This is a genomic window from Agromyces sp. NPDC058484 (assembly GCF_042720415.1).
In the GTDB taxonomy this organism is placed as follows: Bacteria; Actinomycetota; Actinomycetes; order Actinomycetales; family Microbacteriaceae; genus Agromyces.
In genome coordinates this window covers 1-20394 of the sequence record NZ_JBHXMP010000006.1, presented here as the reverse complement: position 1 = coordinate 20394, position 20394 = coordinate 1, and the positions used below count along the sequence as shown (strand labels likewise).

Annotated in this window: 19 protein-coding genes; 10 read left to right on the top strand and 9 right to left on the bottom strand. The window is 73.1% G+C overall.

Features of this window, described 5'->3' with window-relative positions:
* The first annotated feature begins 15 nt into the window (after positions 1-15).
* Together moaCB and ACFWN7_RS06535 are read left to right on the top strand one after the other, a co-directional pair.
* Positions 16-1068 (top strand): bifunctional molybdenum cofactor biosynthesis protein MoaC/MoaB, encoded by a 1053-nt coding sequence (gene moaCB / locus ACFWN7_RS06540; protein ID WP_376937944.1) that lies wholly within the window; start codon positions 16-18, stop codon positions 1066-1068.
* Positions 1061-1480: a molybdenum cofactor biosynthesis protein MoaE gene (locus ACFWN7_RS06535; RefSeq protein WP_376937943.1), complete on the top strand. Its 420-nt coding sequence runs from the start codon at positions 1061-1063 to the stop codon at positions 1478-1480. Before moaCB ends, ACFWN7_RS06535 begins: the two co-directional genes overlap by 8 nt.
* A 191-nt stretch (positions 1481-1671) precedes the next feature.
* On the opposite strand, the gene ACFWN7_RS06530 is transcribed toward ACFWN7_RS06535, so the two are convergent.
* Positions 1672-1923 carry a MoaD/ThiS family protein gene (locus ACFWN7_RS06530; RefSeq protein WP_376938110.1) on the bottom strand — a complete coding sequence of 84 codons (252 nt, stop codon included), beginning with the start codon at positions 1921-1923 and terminating at the stop codon, positions 1672-1674.
* 46 nt (positions 1924-1969) lie between these two features.
* Positions 1970-3037, bottom strand: coding sequence for a GTP 3',8-cyclase MoaA (gene moaA, locus ACFWN7_RS06525; protein ID WP_376937942.1), 1068 nt, complete (start codon positions 3035-3037; stop codon positions 1970-1972).
* A 60-nt stretch (positions 3038-3097) separates the two neighbouring features.
* On the opposite strand from moaA, the gene ACFWN7_RS06520 reads away from it, so the two are divergent.
* A complete protein-coding gene (locus ACFWN7_RS06520; RefSeq protein ID WP_376937941.1) occupies positions 3098-3394 on the top strand; it encodes a DUF503 domain-containing protein in 297 nt (98 codons plus the stop codon).
* Between the two features lie 61 nt (positions 3395-3455).
* On the opposite strand, the gene hutI is transcribed toward ACFWN7_RS06520, so the two are convergent.
* The 3 genes from hutI to ACFWN7_RS06505 form a co-directional block, all read right to left on the bottom strand.
* Positions 3456-4778, bottom strand: coding sequence for an imidazolonepropionase (hutI, locus tag ACFWN7_RS06515; RefSeq protein ID WP_376937940.1), 1323 nt, complete (start codon positions 4776-4778; stop codon positions 3456-3458).
* A 3-nt stretch (positions 4779-4781) separates the two neighbouring features.
* A complete protein-coding gene (gene hutU / locus ACFWN7_RS06510) occupies positions 4782-6494 on the bottom strand; it encodes a urocanate hydratase (protein ID WP_376937938.1) in 1713 nt (570 codons plus the stop codon).
* A 123-nt stretch (positions 6495-6617) separates the two neighbouring features.
* Positions 6618-7661 carry a M23 family metallopeptidase gene (locus ACFWN7_RS06505; RefSeq protein WP_376937937.1) on the bottom strand — a complete coding sequence of 348 codons (1044 nt, stop codon included), beginning with the start codon at positions 7659-7661 and terminating at the stop codon, positions 6618-6620.
* On the opposite strand from ACFWN7_RS06505, the gene ACFWN7_RS06500 reads away from it, so the two are divergent.
* Positions 7624-8064, top strand: coding sequence for a hypothetical protein (locus tag ACFWN7_RS06500; RefSeq protein ID WP_376937936.1), 441 nt, complete (start codon positions 7624-7626; stop codon positions 8062-8064). The genes ACFWN7_RS06505 and ACFWN7_RS06500 overlap by 38 nt on opposite strands.
* A 309-nt stretch (positions 8065-8373) precedes the next feature.
* Here ACFWN7_RS06500 and hutH read toward each other — a convergent pair whose 3' ends face one another.
* Entirely contained in the window at positions 8374-10032 is a 1659-nt protein-coding gene (gene hutH, locus ACFWN7_RS06495; RefSeq protein ID WP_376937935.1) for a histidine ammonia-lyase, read from the bottom strand.
* A gap of 141 nt (positions 10033-10173) precedes the next feature.
* On the opposite strand from hutH, the gene ACFWN7_RS06490 reads away from it, so the two are divergent.
* Positions 10174-10905 (top strand): IclR family transcriptional regulator, encoded by a 732-nt coding sequence (locus ACFWN7_RS06490; RefSeq protein ID WP_376938109.1) that lies wholly within the window; start codon positions 10174-10176, stop codon positions 10903-10905.
* A 145-nt stretch (positions 10906-11050) separates the two neighbouring features.
* A complete protein-coding gene (locus tag ACFWN7_RS06485) occupies positions 11051-11995 on the top strand; it encodes a zinc-binding alcohol dehydrogenase family protein (RefSeq protein WP_376937934.1) in 945 nt (314 codons plus the stop codon).
* 64 nt (positions 11996-12059) lie between these two features.
* Here the strand turns inward: ACFWN7_RS06485 and ACFWN7_RS06480 are convergent, their stop codons facing one another.
* The 3 genes from ACFWN7_RS06480 to ACFWN7_RS06470 form a co-directional block, all read right to left on the bottom strand.
* Entirely contained in the window at positions 12060-13094 is a 1035-nt protein-coding gene (locus tag ACFWN7_RS06480; RefSeq protein WP_376937933.1) for a YihY/virulence factor BrkB family protein, read from the bottom strand.
* 72 nt (positions 13095-13166) lie between these two features.
* Positions 13167-14180 carry an alpha/beta hydrolase gene (locus ACFWN7_RS06475; RefSeq protein WP_376937932.1) on the bottom strand — a complete coding sequence of 338 codons (1014 nt, stop codon included), beginning with the start codon at positions 14178-14180 and terminating at the stop codon, positions 13167-13169.
* A gap of 118 nt (positions 14181-14298) precedes the next feature.
* Positions 14299-14829, bottom strand: coding sequence for a GNAT family N-acetyltransferase (locus tag ACFWN7_RS06470; RefSeq protein ID WP_376937931.1), 531 nt, complete (start codon positions 14827-14829; stop codon positions 14299-14301).
* 516 nt (positions 14830-15345) lie between these two features.
* Here ACFWN7_RS06470 and ACFWN7_RS06465 point away from each other — a divergent pair.
* The 4 genes from ACFWN7_RS06465 to ACFWN7_RS06450 all read left to right on the top strand — a co-directional run bounded on the left by ACFWN7_RS06465 (position 15346) and on the right by ACFWN7_RS06450 (position 20275).
* A complete protein-coding gene (locus tag ACFWN7_RS06465) occupies positions 15346-17202 on the top strand; it encodes a DEAD/DEAH box helicase (RefSeq protein ID WP_376937930.1) in 1857 nt (618 codons plus the stop codon).
* 183 nt (positions 17203-17385) lie between these two features.
* Entirely contained in the window at positions 17386-18582 is a 1197-nt protein-coding gene (locus ACFWN7_RS06460) for an acetyl-CoA C-acyltransferase (protein ID WP_376937929.1), read from the top strand.
* Positions 18582-19391, top strand: coding sequence for an enoyl-CoA hydratase/isomerase family protein (locus tag ACFWN7_RS06455; RefSeq protein WP_376937928.1), 810 nt, complete (start codon positions 18582-18584; stop codon positions 19389-19391). The genes ACFWN7_RS06460 and ACFWN7_RS06455 overlap by 1 nt, the downstream gene beginning before the upstream one ends.
* Positions 19388-20275, top strand: a complete 888-nt coding sequence (locus ACFWN7_RS06450) for a 3-hydroxyacyl-CoA dehydrogenase family protein (RefSeq protein ID WP_376937927.1) — start codon at positions 19388-19390, stop codon at positions 20273-20275. The genes ACFWN7_RS06455 and ACFWN7_RS06450 overlap by 4 nt, the downstream gene beginning before the upstream one ends.
* Positions 20276-20394: the final 119 nt, after the last annotated feature.

Genomic DNA, 20394 nt, shown 5'->3' with positions numbered 1-20394 from the left:
GGATACCGTGGAGCTATGACCTCCCTCACCCACCTCGACGACGACGGCCGCGCGCGCATGGTCGATGTCGGCGCGAAGCCCGTGACCCGGCGCGCCGCGATCGCCGAAGGGCGGCTCGACACGACCGCCGAGGTCGTGGGGCTCGTGCGCTCCGACGGGCTGAAGAAGGCCGACGTGCTGCCGACCGCGCGGATCGCGGGCATCGCGGGAGCCAAGCGCACGAGCGAGCTCATCCCGCTCGCGCACATCGTGCCGCTCGACGCGGTGTCGATCGACTTCGGCTTCGAGGATGCAGCGGTCACCATTCGCGCGACCGTGTCGACGACGGCGCGCACCGGCATCGAGATGGAGGCCCTCACGGCCGTCGCGATCGCCGGCCTCACGCTGCACGACATGGTCAAGGCGGTCGACCCGGCCGCGCGGCTCGGCGGCATCCGTCTGGTCGAGAAGCGCGGCGGCAAGCGCGGCGTCTGGCGGGCGGATGCGGCGTCGTCGACGGATGTCGCGGGGTCGGCGGATGCCGCGTCGACGGGTGCTGTGTCGACGGATGCCGCGGGCACCGCGGCTCGGCGCGCGGTCGTGCTCGTCGTGTCCACGCGCGCCGCTGCCGGGACCGCCGCCGACACCACCGGACCGGTCATCGCCGAGTGGCTGGGCTCCCGTGGATTCGACGCGGGCGAGCCCGTCGTGGTGGCCGACGCCGACGTCGCCGACGCGCTGCGCGGCGCCGTCGCGGGCTCGCCGGCGGTGCTCGTCACCACGGGCGGCACAGGCGTGAACCCGGGCGACCGGACGCCCGAGGCGACGCTCGCCGTGCTCGACCAGGAGCTGCCCGGCGTCGCAGAGGCCATCCGCGCGGTAGGTCGCGCGACGACGCCGACCGCCGCGCTCAGCCGTGCCCGCGCCGGAGTGGCCGGTCGCACGATCGTGGTCAACCTCCCCGGCTCGCGCGGCGGCGTCGCCGACGGGCTCCGCGTGCTCGACGACCTGCTGCCGCACCTCGTCGACCAGGTCGCGGGCGGCGACCACGCGCCGCGGAGCGTCGGGCCGGAGGCAGCCGATGGATGACCCCGAAGTCTTCGCGCACGTCACCACGGAGCCGCTCGATCGCGCCGCGATCGAGGCGTTCGTCACCACCAGGCGCGACGGCGCCGTCGTGACGTTCGAGGGCGTCATCCGGGATCACGACCACGGGGCATCCGTCAGCGCCCTCGACTACGAGGCGCATCCCGAGGCGGAGCGGTTCCTGCGCGAGACCTGCACCGAGGTGGCGCGCGAGACCGGCCTGCGCGTCGGCGCCGCGCACCGGGTCGGCGCGCTCGCCATCGGAGATGTCGCGCTCGTGGCATCCGTCGCCGCACCGCACCGCGCCGAGGCCTTCGCGGCGTGCGCCCTGCTCGTCGACCGCATCAAGGAGCGCACCCCCATCTGGAAGCGGCAGCACCTCGACGGCGGCGCCACGGAGTGGGTCAACCTCTGACGGTGCCGCCGGATCGACGTAGCCAATCGGCTCGTGTGAGTTCTCCTTCACGTGAGGCGCGGCTCACATGATCCGGAGGAAGAGCGAGGGCGCACGCGGTTCGTGGCGAATCGAGTGTGTGCCGCGGCTGGAGTTCGAGTCGACCGCGCCCGAGTTCGAATGTGCAAGTTCGCAGAACAGAGGTCGCGCGCTCAGCCGCCCGCGAACGGCGGCAGCACGTCGACCCGCGCGCCGAGCGGCGCGGCGCCGTCGCGCTGCACGACGCCGTCGACGAGGAACGAGCCGTTCGCGACCACCCGGGCCATCGCGGCGCCGTAGCGGCTGACGAGCAGGCCGCGCAGGTCGCCGACGGTCGATCCGGCGTCGCCGGCGGACAGCGTCTCCTCCTCGATACCCGCGGCCTCGGCGGCGGCGGCGAAGTACCGGACCGTGACGGATGCCACGTCGACCTGTGCCACGTCGCTTTGTGCCGCGTCCACGGATGCCACGTCAGCCACCGATCCCGCCCATCGACCGCACCGGGCGCACGAAGTCCTCGTCGTCGATGCCGTGGCCCTGCTTCTTGCCCCACATCGCGGCGCGCCATCGGTCGGCGATCTGTGCGTCATCCGCCCCACCGCGCAGCAGCCCGCGCAGGTCGGTCTCGTCGTCGCCGAAGAGGCACGAGCGCACCGACCCCTCGGCGGTGATGCGCGTGCGATCGCACGCCGAGCAGAACGAGCACGTCACCGACGCGATGATTCCGACGGTTGCGGGGCCGCCGTCGACGAGCCACTCCTCGGAGGGCGCCGCCGGGTCGTCGCGACCCACCGGCTGGAGCACGAAGCGCTCGCCGAGCACGCCGAGAAGTTCATCCGCGTCGACCATGTTGTCGCGCTTCCAGGTCTCGTCGGCGTCGAGCGGCATCTGCTCGATGAAGCGGAGGCGGCATCCGTGCTCGAGCGCCCACGCGAGCAGCGCGGGCGCATCGTGCAGCGTCTCGCGCATGGCGACCGCGTTGAGCTTGAGCGGACCGAGGCCCGCCCGGTGCGCCGCGGCGATGCCGGCGAGCACCCGGGGCAGCCGGTCGCGGCGCGTGAGGCGGGTGAAGTGCTCGCGGTCGATCGTGTCGAGCGACACGTTCACGCGCGTGAGGCCCGCGTCGGCGAGCGCCTGCGCGTGCCTGTCGAGACCGATGCCGTTCGTCGTGAGCGCGAGCGGCGTGCCGGGCGCGGCGTCGGCGCTGCGGGCGATGATCTCGACGAGATCGCCACGGGTGAGCGGCTCGCCGCCGGTGAAGCGCACCTCGCACACGCCCAGGTCGCGCACCGCGATGCCGACGAGCCGCGCGATCTCGGTCGCCGAGAGCAGCTCGTCGCGCGGGACCACGGGGAGGCCCTCGGCGGGCATGCAGTACGTGCACCGCAGCGAGCACGCGGAGGTGATCGAGACGCGCAGGTCGCGGGCGACGCGGCCGAAGCGATCGACGAGGCCCGCGGCATCCGGCCGCCCCTCGATCGACGGCGCGGCCGACGGAGACCGACGCGCCGTCGGCATGCCGAGCAGAAGTGCCGCCATGATTCCACCATAGGCGCTCGGGCGCTCGCTCGATCCACTCGGAACTGCGAGGCTGTTGCCATGTGGATCGGCTGGATCGAGTTCGACCTGCTGCTCGGTGACGTGCACTCGCTGAAGGACAAGCGCGCCGTCATCCGCCCGCTCCTGACCGACCTGCGGCGCCACACCGAGGCGAGCGTGGCCGAGGTCGACGGGCAAGACCTGCATCGCCGCGCGGTGCTCGGCGTCGGGGTGGTGGCGTCGGGTGCCGATCGCGTGACCGACACTCTCGATCGCGCCGAGCGTCTCGTGGCGTCGCGGCCCGACGTCACGTTGCTGTCGGCGCGGCGACGGATGCGGCAAAGCGACGACGACTGAGGTGCGAGCCGGCGACCGTGAGCGATTCCCCACTCAGTGACCGAGAGCGGATGCCGCGGGGTCACGCCCCGGCGGCGACCTCCCCGCCCTTCCATACCCGGGCGACCAGCGGAACCCCCGGCCGATAGGCGAGGTGCACGTGGCTCGGCGCGTCGAGCAGCACGAGATCGGCGCGCGCGCCCGGGCGGATCGCCCCGACATCCGGGCGCCGCAGCGCCGCCGCCCCGCCCGCGGTCGCGGCCCACACCGCCTCGCCCGGGGTCATGCCCATGTCGCGCACGGCCACGGCGATGCAGAACGGCATCGAACTCGTGAAGCTCGACCCCGGGTTGCAGTCGCTCGCGAGCGCCACCGTGACGCCCGCGTCGACGAGGCGCCGCGCGTCGGGGTAGGGCTGGCGGGTCGAGAACTCGACGCCCGGCAGCAGGGTCGCGACGGTGTCGGATGCCGCGAGCGCCGCGACATCCGCCTCGCCGAGGAAGGTGCAGTGATCGACGGATGCCGCGCCGAGCTCGACCGCGAGGCGCACCCCGTCGCCCGGCCCGAGCTGGTTGCCGTGCACGCGCACGCCGAGTCCGGCCGCAGCCCCCGCCTCGAGCACGCGACGGGACTGCTCGGGCGTGAACGCGCCGTGCTCGCAGAACGCGTCGACCCACTTCGCGTGCGGCGCACACGCCGAGAGCATCTCGCCGATGACGAGGTCGACGTAGGCGTCGGGCGTGTCGGCGTACTCTGCGGGTACGACGTGCGCACCGAGGAACGTCACCTCCTCGGTGACCTCGCGCGCGAGGCGCACGAGCCGCTCCTCGTCGGCGACGCTCAGGCCGTAGCCCGACTTGATCTCGAAGGTGGTCGTGCCCTGGGCGTGCAACTCTGCGACGAACGCGGCGAGGCGTTGCCGGAGCTCGTCGTCGGTCGCGGCCCGCGTCGCCGCGACGGTCGAGCGGATGCCGCCCGCCTCGTAGCGGCGGCCCGCCATGCGCGCGGCGAACTCCCGCGCCCGGTCGCCGCCGAACACCAGGTGCGTGTGGGAGTCGACGAACCCGGGGATGACGGCGCCGCCGCCCGCGTCGACGACGTTTGCGGCTGCCTGATGCCCCCGCGCGTTCATCGAACCGTCGCGAACTGCGGGTTCCGAGCGGGACGACTCACCGTTTGCGACGGTTCGATGCGCGCCGGCGGTGGGATCCGGCGTCGAGGCGGCCGGTGCGGCGGCCGGGGCTTCGCCGGCTCTCCCGACCCACGCGATGCGCCCGCCCTCGACGAGCACGGCCGCGTCGCGGAGGATTCCGAGCGGCCCGCCCTCGCGGTCGTCGGCGGTGTCGTTCGTGACGAGTTCGCCGATGTTCGTGATGAGGGTGTTCACGGGATGCGGACGCGGCATCCGTCAGCCTTCCTGCATCGGAACGCGCAGGCCGCGCTCGCGAGCCACCTCGACGGCGCGATCGTAGCCCGCGTCGACGTGCCGCATGACGCCCGTGCCGGGGTCGTTCACGAGCACGCGCGCGATCTTCTCGGCGGCGAGCGGGGTGCCGTCGGCGACGACCACCTGGCCGGCGTGGATCGAGCGGCCGATGCCGACGCCGCCGCCGTGGTGGATCGATACCCAGGTCGCCCCCGACGCCGTGTTCAGCAGGGCGTTCAACAGGGGCCAGTCGGCGATCGCGTCGGAGCCGTCGGCCATCGCCTCGGTCTCGCGGTAGGGCGAGGCGACCGAGCCCGAGTCGAGGTGGTCGCGGCCGACCGCGACGGGCGCGGAGAGCTCGCCCGACGCGACCATTTCGTTGAAGCGAAGCCCTGCGAGGTGCCGCTCCTGGTAGCCGAGCCAGCAGATGCGCGCGGGCAGGCCCTCGAAGTGCACCTTCTCGCCGGCCTGGGTGATCCAGCGGCGCAGGTGCTCGTCGTTCGGGAACAGGTCGAGGATCGCACGGTCGGTCGCGGCGATGTCGGCCGGGTCGCCCGAGAGCGCCGCCCAGCGGAACGGCCCCTTGCCCTCGGCGAAGAGCGGGCGGATGTAGGCGGGCACGAAGCCGGGGAACGCGAATGCGCGGTCGTGCGCGAGCCCGCCGAGCTCGGCCTCGCGACGGATCGAGTTGCCGTAGTCGAACACCTCGGCGCCCGCATCCTGGAACCCGGCCATCGCCTCGACGTGCTTCGCCATCGACGCGCGGGCGCGCTCGGTGAACCCCTCGGGGTCGGATGCCGCGAGCTCGTGCCACTCGTCGACAGCGACCCCCTCGGGCAGGTACGACAGCGGGTCGTGCGCGCTCGTCTGGTCGGTGACGATGTCGATCGCGACTCCGCGGGCGAGCAACTCGGGGAACACCGTGGCCGCATTGCCGACGAGCCCCACGCTGAGCGGGGTGCGCGACGCCTTCGCGGCGAGCACGCGCGCGACCGCGTCGTCGAGGTCGTCGGTCAGCTCGTCGAGGTAGCCGTGCTCGACGCGGCGGGCGAGCCGGGACTCGTCGACGTCGACGATGAGCACGACGCCCTCGTTCATGGTCACGGCGAGCGGCTGTGCACCGCCCATGCCGCCGCAGCCGCCGGTGAGGGTGAGGGTGCCGGCGAGCGACCCGCCGCCGTGCTCATCCAACCCGCCCTTGCGGGCGGCGAGATCGCGGGCGATCGCCCCGAACGTCTCATACGTGCCCTGCAGAATGCCCTGCGTGCCGATGTAGATCCACGAGCCCGCGGTCATCTGCCCGTACATGGTGAGGCCGAGTTGCTCGAGCCGGCGGAACTCGGGCCACGTCGCCCAGTCGCCCACGAGGTTCGAGTTCGCGATGAGCACGCGCGGCGCCCACTCATGGGTGCGGAACACGCCCACGGGCTTGCCCGATTGCACGAGCAGCGTCTCGTCGGCCTCGAGGCCCTCGAGGGTGCGCACGATCGCGTCGAACGCCTCCCAGTTGCGGGCCGCCTTGCCGGTTCCGCCGTACACGATGAGGTCGTCGGGGCGCTCGGCGACCTCGGGATCGAGGTTGTTCATGAGCATGCGCAACGGCGCCTCGGTCTGCCAGCTCTTCGCGGTGAGCTCGGTGCCGTGGGCGGCGCGCACGGTGCGCGCGCCGGCGGAAAGTGTTGGTGCGTCGGTCATGTATCGATCACAGCGCACGCGGCATCCGGTGACAACGGATGTCGCAGCGCCCACGTCCGGGATCCCAGACGCGCCGGCCCCGGCGATCGCGTGACCGATGGCGAAGTGACCGGACGGAGGGGCTCAGCCGATCTCGACGCCGCGCGCCGCCATGAACGGCACCGCGTCGACGGCGACGCCGTCGAGTCGCACCTCGAAGTGGAGGTGGCATCCGGTGGAGGCGCCCGTGTTGCCGACGGCGCCGATCAGCTGCCCGGCGGCGACGGTCTCGCCGACCGACACCGCGATGCCGCCGTCGATGAGGTGGGCATAGCCGGTCGAGACGCCCGACCCGTGTTCGACGAGGATCCAGTTGCCGTATGTGCCGTTGGCGCCGGCCTCGACGACCACGCCGCCGGTCGCGGCGAACACCGGTGCCCGGCAGGAGGCCGCAAGGTCGGTGCCACGGTGGAACTCGTTGACGCCGGCCAACGGCTTGTTCGGACGCGGCCCGAAGCCGTCGGTGAGACGACCGGCGACCGGCTGCGCCCAGCCCTGGTCGCTCAGCTGGCCGGCGTCGCTCGGCAGCGACGCGATCAGCGACACACTGCTCGACGCGAGACGGGTCTCTGCGGACGACGCTCGGTTCTGCAGGTCCGCCAGGGCGGTGCGTGCCGTGGCCAACGCGCGCTCGGCGCTCGCGACGTCGGCTTCGCGCTCCTCGACGGGCACCTCGTCGACCGCCGCCCACGCCTCATCGGCGCGCTCCTGTGCCGCGGCCGCGGCCGCGGTGCGCCGGTCGGCGATCGCGAGGAGCTCCTCGGCGTCGCCGGCGATCTGCGTGACGCGCGCGACCCCGCCGAGGCCGGCGAGCAGGTCGTTCCCTGCGCCGAAGACGGCGTCCATCGACGAGATCGTGGTGCCGTCGCCATGCGCGGCGGCGAAGTACACGCGCCCGGCAGCGGCGGCGTCGAGCTGTGCCTCGTCGGCGATCGCCTGCAGCTGCGTGGCCACCGCACGCGCGACGGCACGTGTGGAGCTCGCATCGGCGAGTGCGTCCTCGGCCTCGCGCAACTCGACGAGGGCCCGATCGATCTTCGCCCGCGCGGCGAGCAGGGCCGTGGCCTGCGAGGTTGCGGCGGGCGTCGGCGTGGAGACGCGGACGACGGGCCCGCTTCTCGGGTACATCGGGGGCACGGTCGGCGCCCGGGTGCCGGGCGTCGTGGTCTCGGGCGTGGCGGTCTCGGGCGGATCGGTCGGGTCGGTCGGCGGGTCCGTCGGGTCGGTCGGCGGGTCGGTCGGCGGGTCGGTTGGATCCGTCGGCGGGTCGGTGGGCGGGTCGGTCGGGTCGGTCGGCGGATCCGTGGGTGGGTCGGTCGGCGGGCTGGTCGGGTCCGTGGGCGGGCTGGTCGGGTCCGTGGGCGGAGCCGAGGGATTTGGGGTCGGGGTGGGTGACGGGTCCGTCGGCGGGGCCGAGGGATCCGGGGTCGGGGTGGGCGACGGGTCCGTGGGCGGAGCCGAGGGATCCGGGGTCGGGGTGGGTGACGGGTCCGTCGGCGAGCTGGAGGGGCTCGGCTCCGCCGTGGGCTGAGGCGTCGCGGCATCCGTCGCCTGGACCGGGGCGGGCTCGACCTCGCCTGCATGTGCGGCGGGCGCGACCCCTGCCAACCCGAACAGCGCGACCACCGTTGCCGTGGCGAGCACGACCCGCCCTCGACCGACGCCGCGTGAGTACCACGGGCGTTGTGGGGCGAGCTGCAAGCGGTCGGGCGTCATAGGCTTTCCGGTCGAGTCGGCTCGGGGGCCGATCTCACTCAGTCTGACATCCTCGCCGAATGGAGACAACACTCCGAGTCGCGCTCATCTTGACCGGTTCGGGGCTGTGCCCTCCGGCGCGTGTTCAGCTGAGAGAACCGGCTGCGTCTGCGGCGTGCGCGACGACCGCTCCCGAGCCCACGAGCGCGGCGATCGCCTCGATCTCGGGCGCGAGGAACCGGTCGGGGCCAGGCATCGCGCCGACGCCCGCGACGAGGTCGACGACCGCGCCCGTCGGCGCCCCCGGCTCGAGCGGCGCCCGCAGCGCGAGCCCGCGCGCTGCCGTCATGACCTCGATCGCGAGCACGCGGGTGAGTCCGTCGATCGCGCGCCGCAGCTTGCGCGCCGCGGCCCAGCCCATCGACACGTGGTCCTCCTGCATCGCCGACGACGGGATCGAGTCGACCGACGCCGGAACCGCGAGCCGCTTCAGCTCGCTGACGATCCCCGCCGCCGTGTACTGCGCGATCATGAGCCCGGAGTCCACGCCCACCTCGTGCGCGAGGAACGGCGGCAGCCCCTGGTTGCGCGCGCGGTCGAGGAACCGGTCGGTGCGCCGCTCGCTCATCGACGCGACATCCGCCACCGCGATCGCGAGGAAGTCGAGCACGTACCCGACCGGCGCGCCGTGGAAGTTGCCATTCGACTCCACGCGGCCGTCGAGCGTGAGCACCGGGTTGTCGATCGCGCTCGCGAGCTCGGCGTCGGCGACGGATGCCGCGTGCGCGACCGTGTCGCGGGCGGCGCCGTGCACCTGCGGGGCGCAGCGCAGCGAGTACGCGTCCTGCACGCGCGTGCACTCGGGACCCTTGTGGCTCGCCACGATCGGCGAGTCGGCGAGCAACCGCCGCAGGTTCGCCGCGGATGCCGCCTGCCCGCGCTGCGGGCGCAGGGCGTGCAGGTCTTCCGCGAACACCGCGTCGGTGCCCATGAGGCCCTCGACGCTCATCGCGGCGGCGACGTCGGCGGTGGTGAGGAGCATCCGCAGGTCGGCGATCGCGAGGGCGAGCATGCCGAGCATGCCGTCGGTGCCGTTGATGAGGGCGAGCCCCTCCTTCTCGCCGAGGCGGAGCGGCGCGATGCCGGCCGCGGAAAGGGCCGTCGCGGCGGGGATCGGTCCCTCGTTCGCTGAGCTCGTCGAAGCGACGGCACTACGCGTGCTCCCTTCGGCAGGCTCAGGGAGCGGAGTGACCCGCACCTCGGGGAGCGGAGTGACCCGCACCTCGCCCTCGCCCATCGCCACCAGCGCGCAGTGGGCCAGCGGCGCGAGGTCGCCCGAGCAGCCGAGCGACCCGTACTCGCGCACGATCGGCGTGATGCCCGCGTTCAGGATCGCCGCGTACGTCTCGGCGGTCTCGCGGCGCACGCCCGTGCGCCCGGTCATGAGCGTCGACAGGCGCAGCAGCATCAGCGCGCGCACGACCTCGGTCTCGACCTCGGCGCCCGAGCCGGCGGCGTGCGAGCGCACGAGGCTCGCTTGCAGCTGCGCGCGGCGGTCCTCGGCGATGAACGTGGTCGCGAGCGCGCCGAACCCCGTCGAGATGCCGTAGTGCGGCTCGGGGTCGGCGGCGAGTCCCTCGATGATCGCGCGGCTCGCGGCGACCCCGTCGAGGGCGGCCGGATCGAGGATGACGGATGCCCCGTGGCGGGCGACGGCGACGACGTCGTCGATGCCGAGCGGTGCGGTGCCGACGGTGACGGATGTCGCGACGGGGGCGTGGGCGGCGGGCGCGATGGTGCTCATGCCTCCGATTCCACACCGCACTCGCGCAAGAGGGAACGCCGACGTCGCGGCATCCGTCCGGGATCCCGGACGCGGCGTAGGCTGGCCGTCGTGAGCGAGCCATCGAAGGTGCCGGCGGCCGACCAGACGCTGCGCATCCTCATGCACCTCGCCGCGCAGCGCGGGCCGGTTCCCGCCGCGACGATCGCGCACGCGCTCGGACTGCCGCGGTCGACCGTGTACCACCTGCTGGCCGTCATGCAGGAGCGCGGGTTCGTCGTGCACCTGCCCGAGGAGCGCCGATACGGGCTCGGCATCGCCGCGTTCGAACTCTCCAGCGGATTCAGCCGTCAGCAGCCGCTCGCCCGGCTCGGGCGTCCGCTCGTCGCGGCCCTGGTCGACCGCCTCGGCGAGTCGGGTCATCTCGCGGTGCTGCACGGACGCGACGTGCTCTACCTCGTCGAGGAGCGGGCGCCGCGGCGTCCGTCGCTCGTCACCGACGTCGGCGTGCGGCTTCCCGCGCACCTCACCGCGACCGGCCGCGCGATGCTCGCCGAGCTTCCGCCCGCGCAGCTGCGCGCACTGTATCCCGACCGGGCGGCGTTCGAGTCGCGGCATCCGTCGGCTGAAGCGGATGCCGCGGAGTGGAGCTACGGGCGCCTGAAGCGCGTGCTCGCCGACGTGCGCGCGGCCGGCTGGTCGGCCGAGCTGGGCGAGGTGACCGGCGGGCTCGCCTCGGTCGGGGTCGCCGTCGTCGACCACCTGGGCTGGCCCGCCGCCGCGATCGCGGTCACCTACCCCGAGGATGCACCCCCCGAGTTGCAGGCCGCCGCCGTGCCCGCCGTGCAGGATGCCGCCGCGACGCTCTCGCGGCGCATCGGCGGCGCGCGCTGACGCGTCGCGCACCCGGGCACGCACTCGCGCGTTCGCGTCGCGATATCGGGTTAGCGTGGAACGAGGCGCACGCGACGTGTTCGCGCGTGCGCACGCGCACGCGACGTGTTCGCGCACGCGCACGCGCGAGAACGAGGAGGCGACGGTGGCGGAGTTCATCAGGTACGGCGAGCACGGCGGCCCCGAGGTGCTCACCCTGGTCGAAGGCCCGGTTCCCGAGGCATCCACCGGCGAGGTGATCGTCGAGGTGCGCGCCGCGGGCGTGAACCCGGTCGACTGGAAGATCCGCAGCGGGTCCCGCGGTGCCCGTGACTTCAGCCGGCCGCAGGGCCTCGGGTCGGATGCCGCGGGCGTGGTCGCTGCGGTGGGCGACGGTGTCGACGGGGTGCAGGTGGGCGACGAGGTCGTCGTGCGCGGCGCCGGCGCCGCCTACGCGAGCCACCTCGTGGCCAAGCCCGAGCAGCTCACGCCCAAGCCCGCCGCGCTGGGGTTCGAGGAGGCGGCGGCGCTCGGCATTCCGGCCGGCACCGCCTACCAGGTGCTCCGCTCGCTCGGGCTGCGAAGGGGCGAGACGCTGCTCCTGCACGGCGGGTCCGGTGCCGTCGGACAGGCGGCGATCCAGTTCGCCCGGGGCTGGGGCGCGAACGTCGTCGCGACGGCGTCACCCGCGAACCACGACCGGCTGCGGCAGCTCGGCGCCGTCGCCGTCGCGTACGGCCCCGGCCTCGTCGACCGGCTGCGGGAGGCGTCGCCCGAGGGCTACCACGTCGCGCTCGATTCCGCCGGCACCGACGAGGCGATCGACGCGTCGCTCGAGCTCGTCGCCGACCGCTCGCGCGTGGCGACGATCGTGCGCATGGCGGATGCCGCGTCGTTCGGCATACGGACCTGGTCGAGCGCGATCCCGTCGACGATGGGGCCCGAGGAGCTGCGCCTGCGCGACGAGGGCGTGGCCGAGGCGGTCCGGCTCGCCGCCGACGGTCGCTTCGACGTCGAGATCGCCGCGAGGTATCCGCTCGCCGAGGCGGCCGGCGCACAGCGGCGGAGCGAGACGGGGCACGTGCGCGGCAAGATCGTGCTCATCCCCTGAGGGTCGGGGTGCGTGGTCTCGATACGCTCGCTGGCGCTCGCTACTCGACCACCGGCGGCATGACTCACTCGGGCGGTCGCACCCCGGCCGAGGTCACGAGCCCGTCCACGGCGGTGTCGGGCTTCATGGCGCTCGATGCGCGGTAGTCGCTCGCCCGCTGCTCGCGGTTCGTCTCGATGGTGCGGTCGTCGCGCAGCGGGAGTTGCACCTGGTTCTCGGCCGCCACGCCGGCCCGGAGCTGCCTGGCCCGTTCGACCTCGGTGTCGAGCACCGCGCCGAACAGCATCGCGAGGTTCGACAGCCACAGCCAGAGCAGGAACGCGACCGCCCCGCCGAGCGCGCCGTACATGCGCTCGTAGCTGCCGAACCCGAGCGCGTAGCCGCCGAAGAGCACCGTCGTGATCATCCATGCGAGCAGGGCCGCGACGGCGCCGACGCTGAACCAGCGCAGGTTGCCGCGCTTCACGTTCGGCCCCGCCCAGTAGAGCAGTGCGATGACGAAGATCGTGATGGCCGCGAGCACGGGCAGCTTGCCGAGGTCCCACCAGAACACGACGCCCTCGTCGAGGCCGAGCACGCGCGCCGTGGACTCCGCGATCGGGCCGGTGAGCAGGATCGCGAACGCCGAGACCGTCGCGAGCACCAGGAGCACGGCCGAGATCCCGATCATCGCGGGCCGCATCCGCCAGAACGGCCGCCCCTCCTCCACCTTGTAGATGCGATTCATTCCGCGCCCGAACGAACCCACGAAGCCCGATGTGGCCCAGAGCGCCACGACGATTCCGACGATGAAGGCCGTCGCCGCGTGCGACGCGTCCAGCAGCTGCTCGACGGCCCCGCGGAGCGGATCGACGACGGAAGACCCGCCGAGGTCCTCGATCACGCGAAGCACGTCGTTCGCGACCGCCTCGGCGCTGCCGAAGATGCCGAGCAGGGCGAGCACGGCGAGCAACGTCGGGAACGTCGCGAGCACCGCGTAGTAGGTGAGCGCGGCGGCGATGTCGTAGACCTGGTTGATGCGGAACTCGTGCACCGTGCGGGTGAGGATGACCCGCCAATCGTCGTGCGAGAGCTGCGCGGGTGAGTCATGATCGGGCATCGGTGCCTCCGCGTCACTGGGATGATGCCGAGCATACGACCGCGTCTGCGCTCCGCGGCAGGGGCTTGCGCGTCAGCCCAGGTGGGCGTGCAGGAACGCGGCGACGCGGCCGCGCAGCCTCTCGTCGAGGATGCCGATCGAGTGCTCGGCGCCCGGCACCACCGCGAGCTCCACCGGCACGCCCGCGGTCGCCAGCGCCGACGCGAAACGCTGCGACTGGCCGAGCGGCACGACCTCGCCCTCGGCGTGGCCGATGAAGACGGGCGGGTCGCTCGGGTCGAGGTGGCTCGCTGCCGAGGCATCCGTCGCCTGGGGGCACGCGTCATCGGTGGCGTGGGGTTCGCAGCCGAGGTAGTCGCCGACGATGCCGCGAAGCCAGTCGGATGCCGCGTCGGAGGCGAGCTCGACGGCGCCGAGCCCGACCGGGCCCGACAGCTCGGCGACCGCCGCGACGCGTGATCCCGCGTCGAGTACGCCCTCGCCGCGCGTGCCGAGGAGCGCCGCGAGATTGCCGCCCGCAGACCCGCCGAACGCGCCGATGCGCCCGGGGTCGATGCCGAACCGCTCGACCTGCTCGGGCGCGCGCAGCCACTCGACCGCGACGCCGACGTCGTCGATCGCGGCGGGGAAGACGGCGTCGGGCACGAGCCGGTAGTTGACGGATGCCGCGACGAAGCCCTCGCTCGCGAGCCACAGGCACACGTTGCGCCAATCGGCGTTCGCCTTGTCGCCGCGTGCCCAGCTGCCGCCGTGGATCGCCACGACGGCGGGTCGCGAGCCCGCGAGCGGGTCGGGCGGGGGCGTGCACACGTCGAGGGTGAGCAGCGTGCCGTCCTCGCGGATGCCGTACTCGAGGTCGGCGTGCACGTCGAGGCCGGGCGGCGGCGTGAAGGTGCGGATGCCGACGATCTCGGCGGTCACGATCTCGCTCGCGGCATCCGTGCCCTGCGGGTCGATCTCGCGCAGCTGGGCGTGGAACCCCGAGAACGCGCTCACGCCGACGCTCGCCGCGATGGCGGCCAGCGCGGCGAGGGCGATCCGCCGGGCGCGGATGCCGGAGCCGCCTGCGATTCGGGTCGAGGTCACACCGGGCTCCGGGTTCAGGGGTGGAGCGATGCTACCGGAAAATGGTGTTCCCCTCGCTCGTGTGCGTTCCGCCTCACCTGAGGCGGGACTCACATGAGCAAGACGGGATGTCTCGTCGTCACGCGGGCGGCGCCGGGATCGACTTCGCGAAGCACACCGAGTGAGGCTGTCCGACGTACTGCCCGAACTGCGGGATCTCGCGGTAACCGTGCCGAACGTAGAGGGCCTGGGCCGCGTCATGCAGGTCGCCCGTCTCGAGCACGATCTCGCGGATGCCGCGAGCCGCGGCATCCGCTTCGATACGTGCGAGCAGCGCACCGGCGACACCGCGACCGCGCGCCGCGGGTTCGACGAACATGCGCTTCAGCTCGCCGTGTGCCGGTGCGGCATCCGGTGCGGGCGACGGCTCGGTCACGAGCGCCGCGATGCCGACGGCCGGGCCGCTCGCGTCGTCGCGGTGGTCGCCGCGGTCGCGGGCGACGTAGAACGCGACCTCGGGTCGCTCGAGCGTCGCGATGTCGAGCAGGAAGTTGCTCTCGGGCGGGTAGAGGCCCTGCGCGTAGGCGCTGCTGCCGTCGAGCAGGCGCTCGACCTCGGGCTGGCGGGGCGGTTCCACGGCGATGCTGATGGGGTGGAAGGCGTCGTTCACCCCGCGAGCGTACGCCGGGCGCGTTACCCGCGTGTTTCGGCAGGACGGCGGCAACGGCGCCACGGATACTCGAGTTCCTTCCGGGGCTTGCAAGTTGCGCCTCATCGATGAGGGCGAACTGGCACACCTGGTACGCGGAACCGCGGCGAGCAGCGGACCGCGGCGAGCAGTGAACGCGGCGAGCAGCGAACCGCGGCGAGCAGTGCTCGTCGTCGGTGAGTCGAGATGCCCTCGGCGGCCTGGTCCGCACAAGCCCCCAGGGGTGACGTGGGCGTCAGTGCGACTGCCGCGGCGTGCGCTGGCGGCGGTTTCCCAGCCGGCATCCGGTATCGTTGGCAGGTCGGTTCTGGACACCGCGCCGTGCGCGGATGGGTTTGTGAGTCTGAAGGGCCGGTTTCGAGGCATCCGGCCTCGGATAGTCACCGTATGTGAACGGCCCCGGTCGACGATGTTCCGGGTTCTCAGTGTGCTGCGCCGCAGCGCCTGCCATGTACCTCAACCCAGGAAGTCATCACCATGCCCAAGAACAAGAAGCCCGCCGGCGGACGCCCCGCCCGGAACTTCGATCCCTCCTACGCGAAGGGCGGCTCGAAGGGCGGTCCGGCGCGCGCCGGATCGTCCAAGCCCGGCTCGCGCAGCGCCGGCCACCGCGGCTACCGCCCCGAGCCTGCGGATGCCCCGCGCAAGGAGCGTTGGTCGCGCGACGAGCGCGTCGCTGCCGGGCGCACGCCGCACCGCGCCGACCGCGAAGGACGCGACATCCGCGACTCGCGTGATTCCCGCGCCCAGGGTGAGCGACCTGCTCGCCGCTACGACCGCGACGACCGCGCACCCCGCTCGTTCGAGCGGAAGGATCGCCCGGCTCGTTCGTTCGACCGCGACGACCGCGCACCCCGCTCGTTCGAGCGGAAGGATCGCCCGGCTCGTTCGTTCGACCGCGCCGACCGCGCACCCCGCCGTGCCCGCGACGACCGCGCTCCCGGCCGCGACGGTGGCCGAGCAGCCCCGCGAAGCGGCGCGTATCGAGACCTCGACCGCGCCGGCTTCCAGCCGTCGGGTCGCCGCGAGTCGAGCTTCTTCCCGTCGAAGGATGCCGCGCGCTTCAGCCCGGCCGATGACGTCGTGCTCGAGCGCCTCGAGGCCGAGGCCATCCAGGCCGACGCGGTCGAGGGCGTGACCTTCGCCGATCTCGGGCTCGGCAACAACGTGGTGCGGACCCTGCGCGACCTCGGCGCGGAGCATCCGTTCCCGATCCAGGCCGCGACCATCCCGGTCGTGCTCGAGGGCCGCGACGTGCTCGGCCGCGGCAAGACAGGTTCGGGCAAGACGATCGCGTTCGGCGCGCCCGCGGTCGAGCGCCTCATGACGCTCTGGGCGCAGTCGGGCCCTTCGGCAGGCTCAGGGACCGGCCGTGTGAAGCGCCAGATGGGCCGAAACCCCCGTGCGCTCATCCTCGCGCCCACCCGCGAGCTCGCCCTGCAGATCGACCGCACGGTGCAGCCGATCGCCCAGAGCGTCGGCCTCTTCACCACGCAGATCTACGGCGGCGTGCCCCAGGGCCGCCAGGTCGGTGCCCTCCAGCGCGGCGTCGACATCGTGATCGGCACCCCCGGCCGCATCGAGGACCTCATCGAGCAGGGCCGACTCGACCTCTCCGAGGTCGTCATCACCGTGCTCGACGAGGCCGACCACATGTGCGACCTCGGGTTCCTCGAGCCGGTGCAGCGCATCATCCGTCGCACCGCCGAGGGCGGGCAGAAGCTGCTCTTCTCGGCGACCCTCGACCAGGGCGTCGCCACGCTCGTCGACGAGTTCCTCGTCGAGCCGGCCGTGCACGAGGTCGCCGGCGAAGACCAGGCGTCGTCGACGATCGAGCACCGCGTGTTCGTCATCGAGAATCGCGAGAAGCGCGACATCGTCGCCCAGCTCGCGAACCGCGACGGCAAGACCCTCGTGTTCAGCCGCACGCGTGCCTTCGCCGAGGACCTCACCGAGCACCTCGAGGACTACGGCATCCGCGCCGTCGCGCTGCACGGCGACCTCAACCAGTCGCGTCGTACCCGCAACCTGCAGCAGCTCACGAGCGGTCGCGTGAACGTGCTCGTCGCCACGGATGTCGCGGCCCGCGGCATCCACGTCGACGACATCGACCTCGTGATCCAGGCCGACGCGCCCGACGAGTACAAGACCTACCTGCACCGTTCGGGCCGCACCGGCCGTGCGGGCAAGGTCGGTCGCGTCGTGACGCTCATCCCCGGCAACCGGCAGCGCCGCATGACCGACCTGCTCGGCCGGGCCGAGATCGACGTCGACTTCGAGCGCGTGGCACTCGGCGACGACCCGTTCGCCGAGCGCGCGCAGCCGGTGGCCTGAACGCCGGACTCCGCATGCGCGATGCCCCGGCCGAGTGGCGGCCGGGGCGTCCGTTTGCCATAATTACTTCCTGAACGGTCGGTCGGGAATTCCGAGGCACGGATGCCGCGGTCCCCTGCCTACGCTGGGAGCAGCATTCCATCACGACAACGCGGTCAGGAGACGGTGCCGATGAGCAGTGGCATGGCAGAGGCCTACCTCGTGGGCGGAGTGCGCACCCCCGTCGGCCGCTACGGCGGCGCCCTCGCGGGCGTGCGCCCCGACGACCTCGCCGCGCTCGTCGTCGGTGAGATCGTGCGACATGCGGAGCTCGACCTCGCGGGCGAGCTCGGCGCGATCGACGAGGTCATCCTCGGCGCAGCGAACCAGGCCGGCGAAGACAACCGCAACGTCGCGCGGATGTCGGTGCTGCTCGCCGGGCTTCCCGACGAGGTGCCCGGCATCACGGTGAACCGGCTCTGCGCCTCGGGCATGTCGGCGATCACGATGGCGTCGCAGGCGATCCGCGCGGGGGACGCCGACCTCATCATCGCGGGCGGCGTCGAGTCGATGACGCGTGCGCCGTGGGTGCAGGCCAAGCCCGAGAAGGCGTGGGCGCGGCCCGGCGCCGCGCACGACACGTCGATCGGCTGGCGGTTCCCGAACCCCGAACTGCTGGCGCGCGACAAGGCGACGTACGCCATGCCCGAGACCGCGGAGGAGGTCGCGCGAGTCGACGGCATCACTCGCAAGGAGGCCGACGCGTTCGCGCTCCGCTCGCAGCAGCGGGCCCTGGCGGCCATCACGGCCGGGCGGTTCGAAGCCGAGATCGTGGGCGTGCCGACGCATCGCGGCGACGTGCTCGTCGACGAGGGCCCGCGCCCCGAGACGACGCTCGAGGCGCTCGCCGGGTTGCGGCCGGTCGTCGCCGGCGGCTCCGTGGTGACCGCGGGCAATTCGAGCGCGTTGAACGACGGGGCATCCGCGATTCTGGTGGCGAGCGGTGCGGCCGTGGAGCGCTACGGGCTCACACCCCGCGCCCGCGTCGTGGTGGGCACATCGGCGGGCCTCGCACCCGAGATCATGGGCCTCGGGCCGGTGCCCGCCACCGAGAAGGCGCTCGAACGCGCCGGGATCGACCTCGACGAGATCGGCTCGGTCGAGCTCAACGAGGCGTTCGCGACGCAGTCCATCGCGTGCATCCGCCGCCTCGGGCTCGACGAGGCGCGGGTGAATGCCGACGGCGGCGCGATCGCGCTGGGTCATCCGCTCGGCTCGTCGGGGTCGCGACTCGTCGTGACCCTGCTCGGGCGCATGGAACGCGAGGGCTCGCGCTACGGCCTCGCGACGATGTGCGTCGGCGTCGGCCAGGGCACGGCGCTCATCGTGGAGCGCGTGTGATGAGCCGGTTCCCTGAGCCCGTCGAAGGGGGCAACGAAGGCGGGGGGGTCGCTTCGACGAGCTCAGCGAACGGTGGCTCGCCGCTCCTCGTCGAGCGGCACGACGATCGCGTCGTCGCGACGCTCGACCGGCCGTCGGTGCGCAACGCGATCGACCAGGCCACGATCGACGCGCTGCACGTGCTCTGTGCTGAGCTCGAGGCGATCCCGCGCACGCTCATCCTCACCGGCGCGGGCGGCGTGTTCGCGTCGGGCGCCGACATCGCCGAGCTTCGCGAACGGCGAGCGGATGACGCGCGCGCCGGCATCAACGCCAACGCCTTCGTGCGCGTGGCCGAACTGCCGATGCCCGTCATCGCGGCGCTCGACGGATTCGCGCTCGGCGGAGGCGCCGAGCTCGCGTACGCGGCGGACATCCGCATCGCGACGCCCGCTCTCAGGATCGGCAACCCCGAGACCGGGCTCGGCATCATCGCCGCGGCGGGCGCGAGCTGGCGGCTCAAGCAGATCGTCGGCGATGCGCGCGCGATCGAGCTGCTGCTCACGGGCCGTGCGATCGGCGCCGACGAGGCGCTCGAGATCGGGCTCGTGTCGGAGCTGCATCCGGCCGACGAGCTGCTGCCCGCGGCCCATGCGATCGCAGATCGCATCGCCCGCAACGACCGCGCCGCGACGATCGCCACGAAGCGCGTGTTCCGGGCGCCGCGCGAGTCGCATCCGACGGTCGACCTCGAGGCGCAGGCGGCGCTGTTCGAGAGCCCCGAGAAGTACCGGCGCATGACCGAGTTCCTCGAGAGGAAGCAGAAGTGAGCGAGCAGCCCGGTGCACCTCGATCGGCCACAGGCGCGCCGTCCGACGTCGGCGTGCTCGGCGGCGGGCGCATGGGCGCGGGCATCGCGCACGCGTTCCTGCTCGCCGGCTCGCGGGTCACGGTCGTCGAGCGCGATGCGGATGCCGCGGCCGCCGCGTCGGCGCGCGTGCTCGAGTCGGTCGCGGCATCCGTCGCCCGCGGCACCGCCGACGAGGACGCCGGCGTCATCGGCGCCCGCTTCGCGACGAGCATCGACGTCGGCGACTTCGCCCGCTGCGGCCTCGTCGTGGAGGCGGTGCCCGAGGACCTCGAGCTGAAGATCGACGCGCTCACCCGGGTCGAGACGGTGCTCGGGCAGGGCGCGGTGCTCGCCTCGAACACGTCGTCGATCTCGATCGACCAGCTCGCCGCCCTGCTCGAACGGCCGTCGCGGTTCCTCGGCATGCACTTCTTCAACCCGGTGCCCGCGTCGACGCTCGTCGAGATCGTGCGCGGCGACGCGACATCCGCCGCCCTCGTCGACGACGCGCGCGACTGGGTGCGCGCGATCGGCAAGACCCCGATCGTCGTGACGGATGCCCCGGGGTTCGCGTCGTCGCGGCTCGGCGTCGCGCTCGGGCTCGAGGCCATCCGCATGCTCGAAGACGGCGTGGCGTCGGCCGAGGACATCGACAACGCCATGACCCTGGGCTACAAGCATCCGGTGGGCCCGCTGCGGCTGACCGACCTCGTCGGACTCGACGTGCGGCTCGGCATCGCCGAGTACCTGTCGTCGACGCTCGGCGAACGATTCACCCCGCCCGCGCTGCTGCGCCGCATGGTCGCCGAGGGCAAGCTCGGCCGCAAGACCGGCCAGGGCTTCTACACGTGGGATGCCCCGTGAAAGGAACACCGATGACCGAGATCCTGCCGAGTTATGTGAACGGCGCGTGGTGGACCCCGACGGGGCCGGATGCGGATGCCTCGGTGGCGGGTTGGGGGCCCCCGGGCATACGCCCCCCC

Coding starts and splice junctions, on each gene's coding strand:
- ACFWN7_RS06455 (WP_376937928.1), top strand. CDS start 18,582: ATGAGCCGGTTCCCTGAGCCCGTCGAAGGGGGCAACGAAGGCGGGGGG.
- moaCB (WP_376937944.1), top strand. CDS start 16: ATGACCTCCCTCACCCACCTCGACGACGACGGCCGCGCGCGCATGGTC.
- ACFWN7_RS06535 (WP_376937943.1), top strand. CDS start 1,061: ATGGATGACCCCGAAGTCTTCGCGCACGTCACCACGGAGCCGCTCGAT.
- hutI (WP_376937940.1), bottom strand. CDS start 4,778: ATGCCGCGTCCGCATCCCGTGAACACCCTCATCACGAACATCGGCGAA.
- ACFWN7_RS06480 (WP_376937933.1), bottom strand. CDS start 13,094: ATGCCCGATCATGACTCACCCGCGCAGCTCTCGCACGACGATTGGCGG.
- moaA (WP_376937942.1), bottom strand. CDS start 3,037: ATGGCGGCACTTCTGCTCGGCATGCCGACGGCGCGTCGGTCTCCGTCG.
- ACFWN7_RS06465 (WP_376937930.1), top strand. CDS start 15,346: ATGCCCAAGAACAAGAAGCCCGCCGGCGGACGCCCCGCCCGGAACTTC.
- hutH (WP_376937935.1), bottom strand. CDS start 10,032: ATGAGCACCATCGCGCCCGCCGCCCACGCCCCCGTCGCGACATCCGTC.
- ACFWN7_RS06520 (WP_376937941.1), top strand. CDS start 3,098: ATGTGGATCGGCTGGATCGAGTTCGACCTGCTGCTCGGTGACGTGCAC.
- ACFWN7_RS06460 (WP_376937929.1), top strand. CDS start 17,386: ATGGCAGAGGCCTACCTCGTGGGCGGAGTGCGCACCCCCGTCGGCCGC.
- ACFWN7_RS06490 (WP_376938109.1), top strand. CDS start 10,174: ATGCACCTCGCCGCGCAGCGCGGGCCGGTTCCCGCCGCGACGATCGCG.
- hutU (WP_376937938.1), bottom strand. CDS start 6,494: ATGACCGACGCACCAACACTTTCCGCCGGCGCGCGCACCGTGCGCGCC.
- ACFWN7_RS06505 (WP_376937937.1), bottom strand. CDS start 7,661: ATGTACCCGAGAAGCGGGCCCGTCGTCCGCGTCTCCACGCCGACGCCC.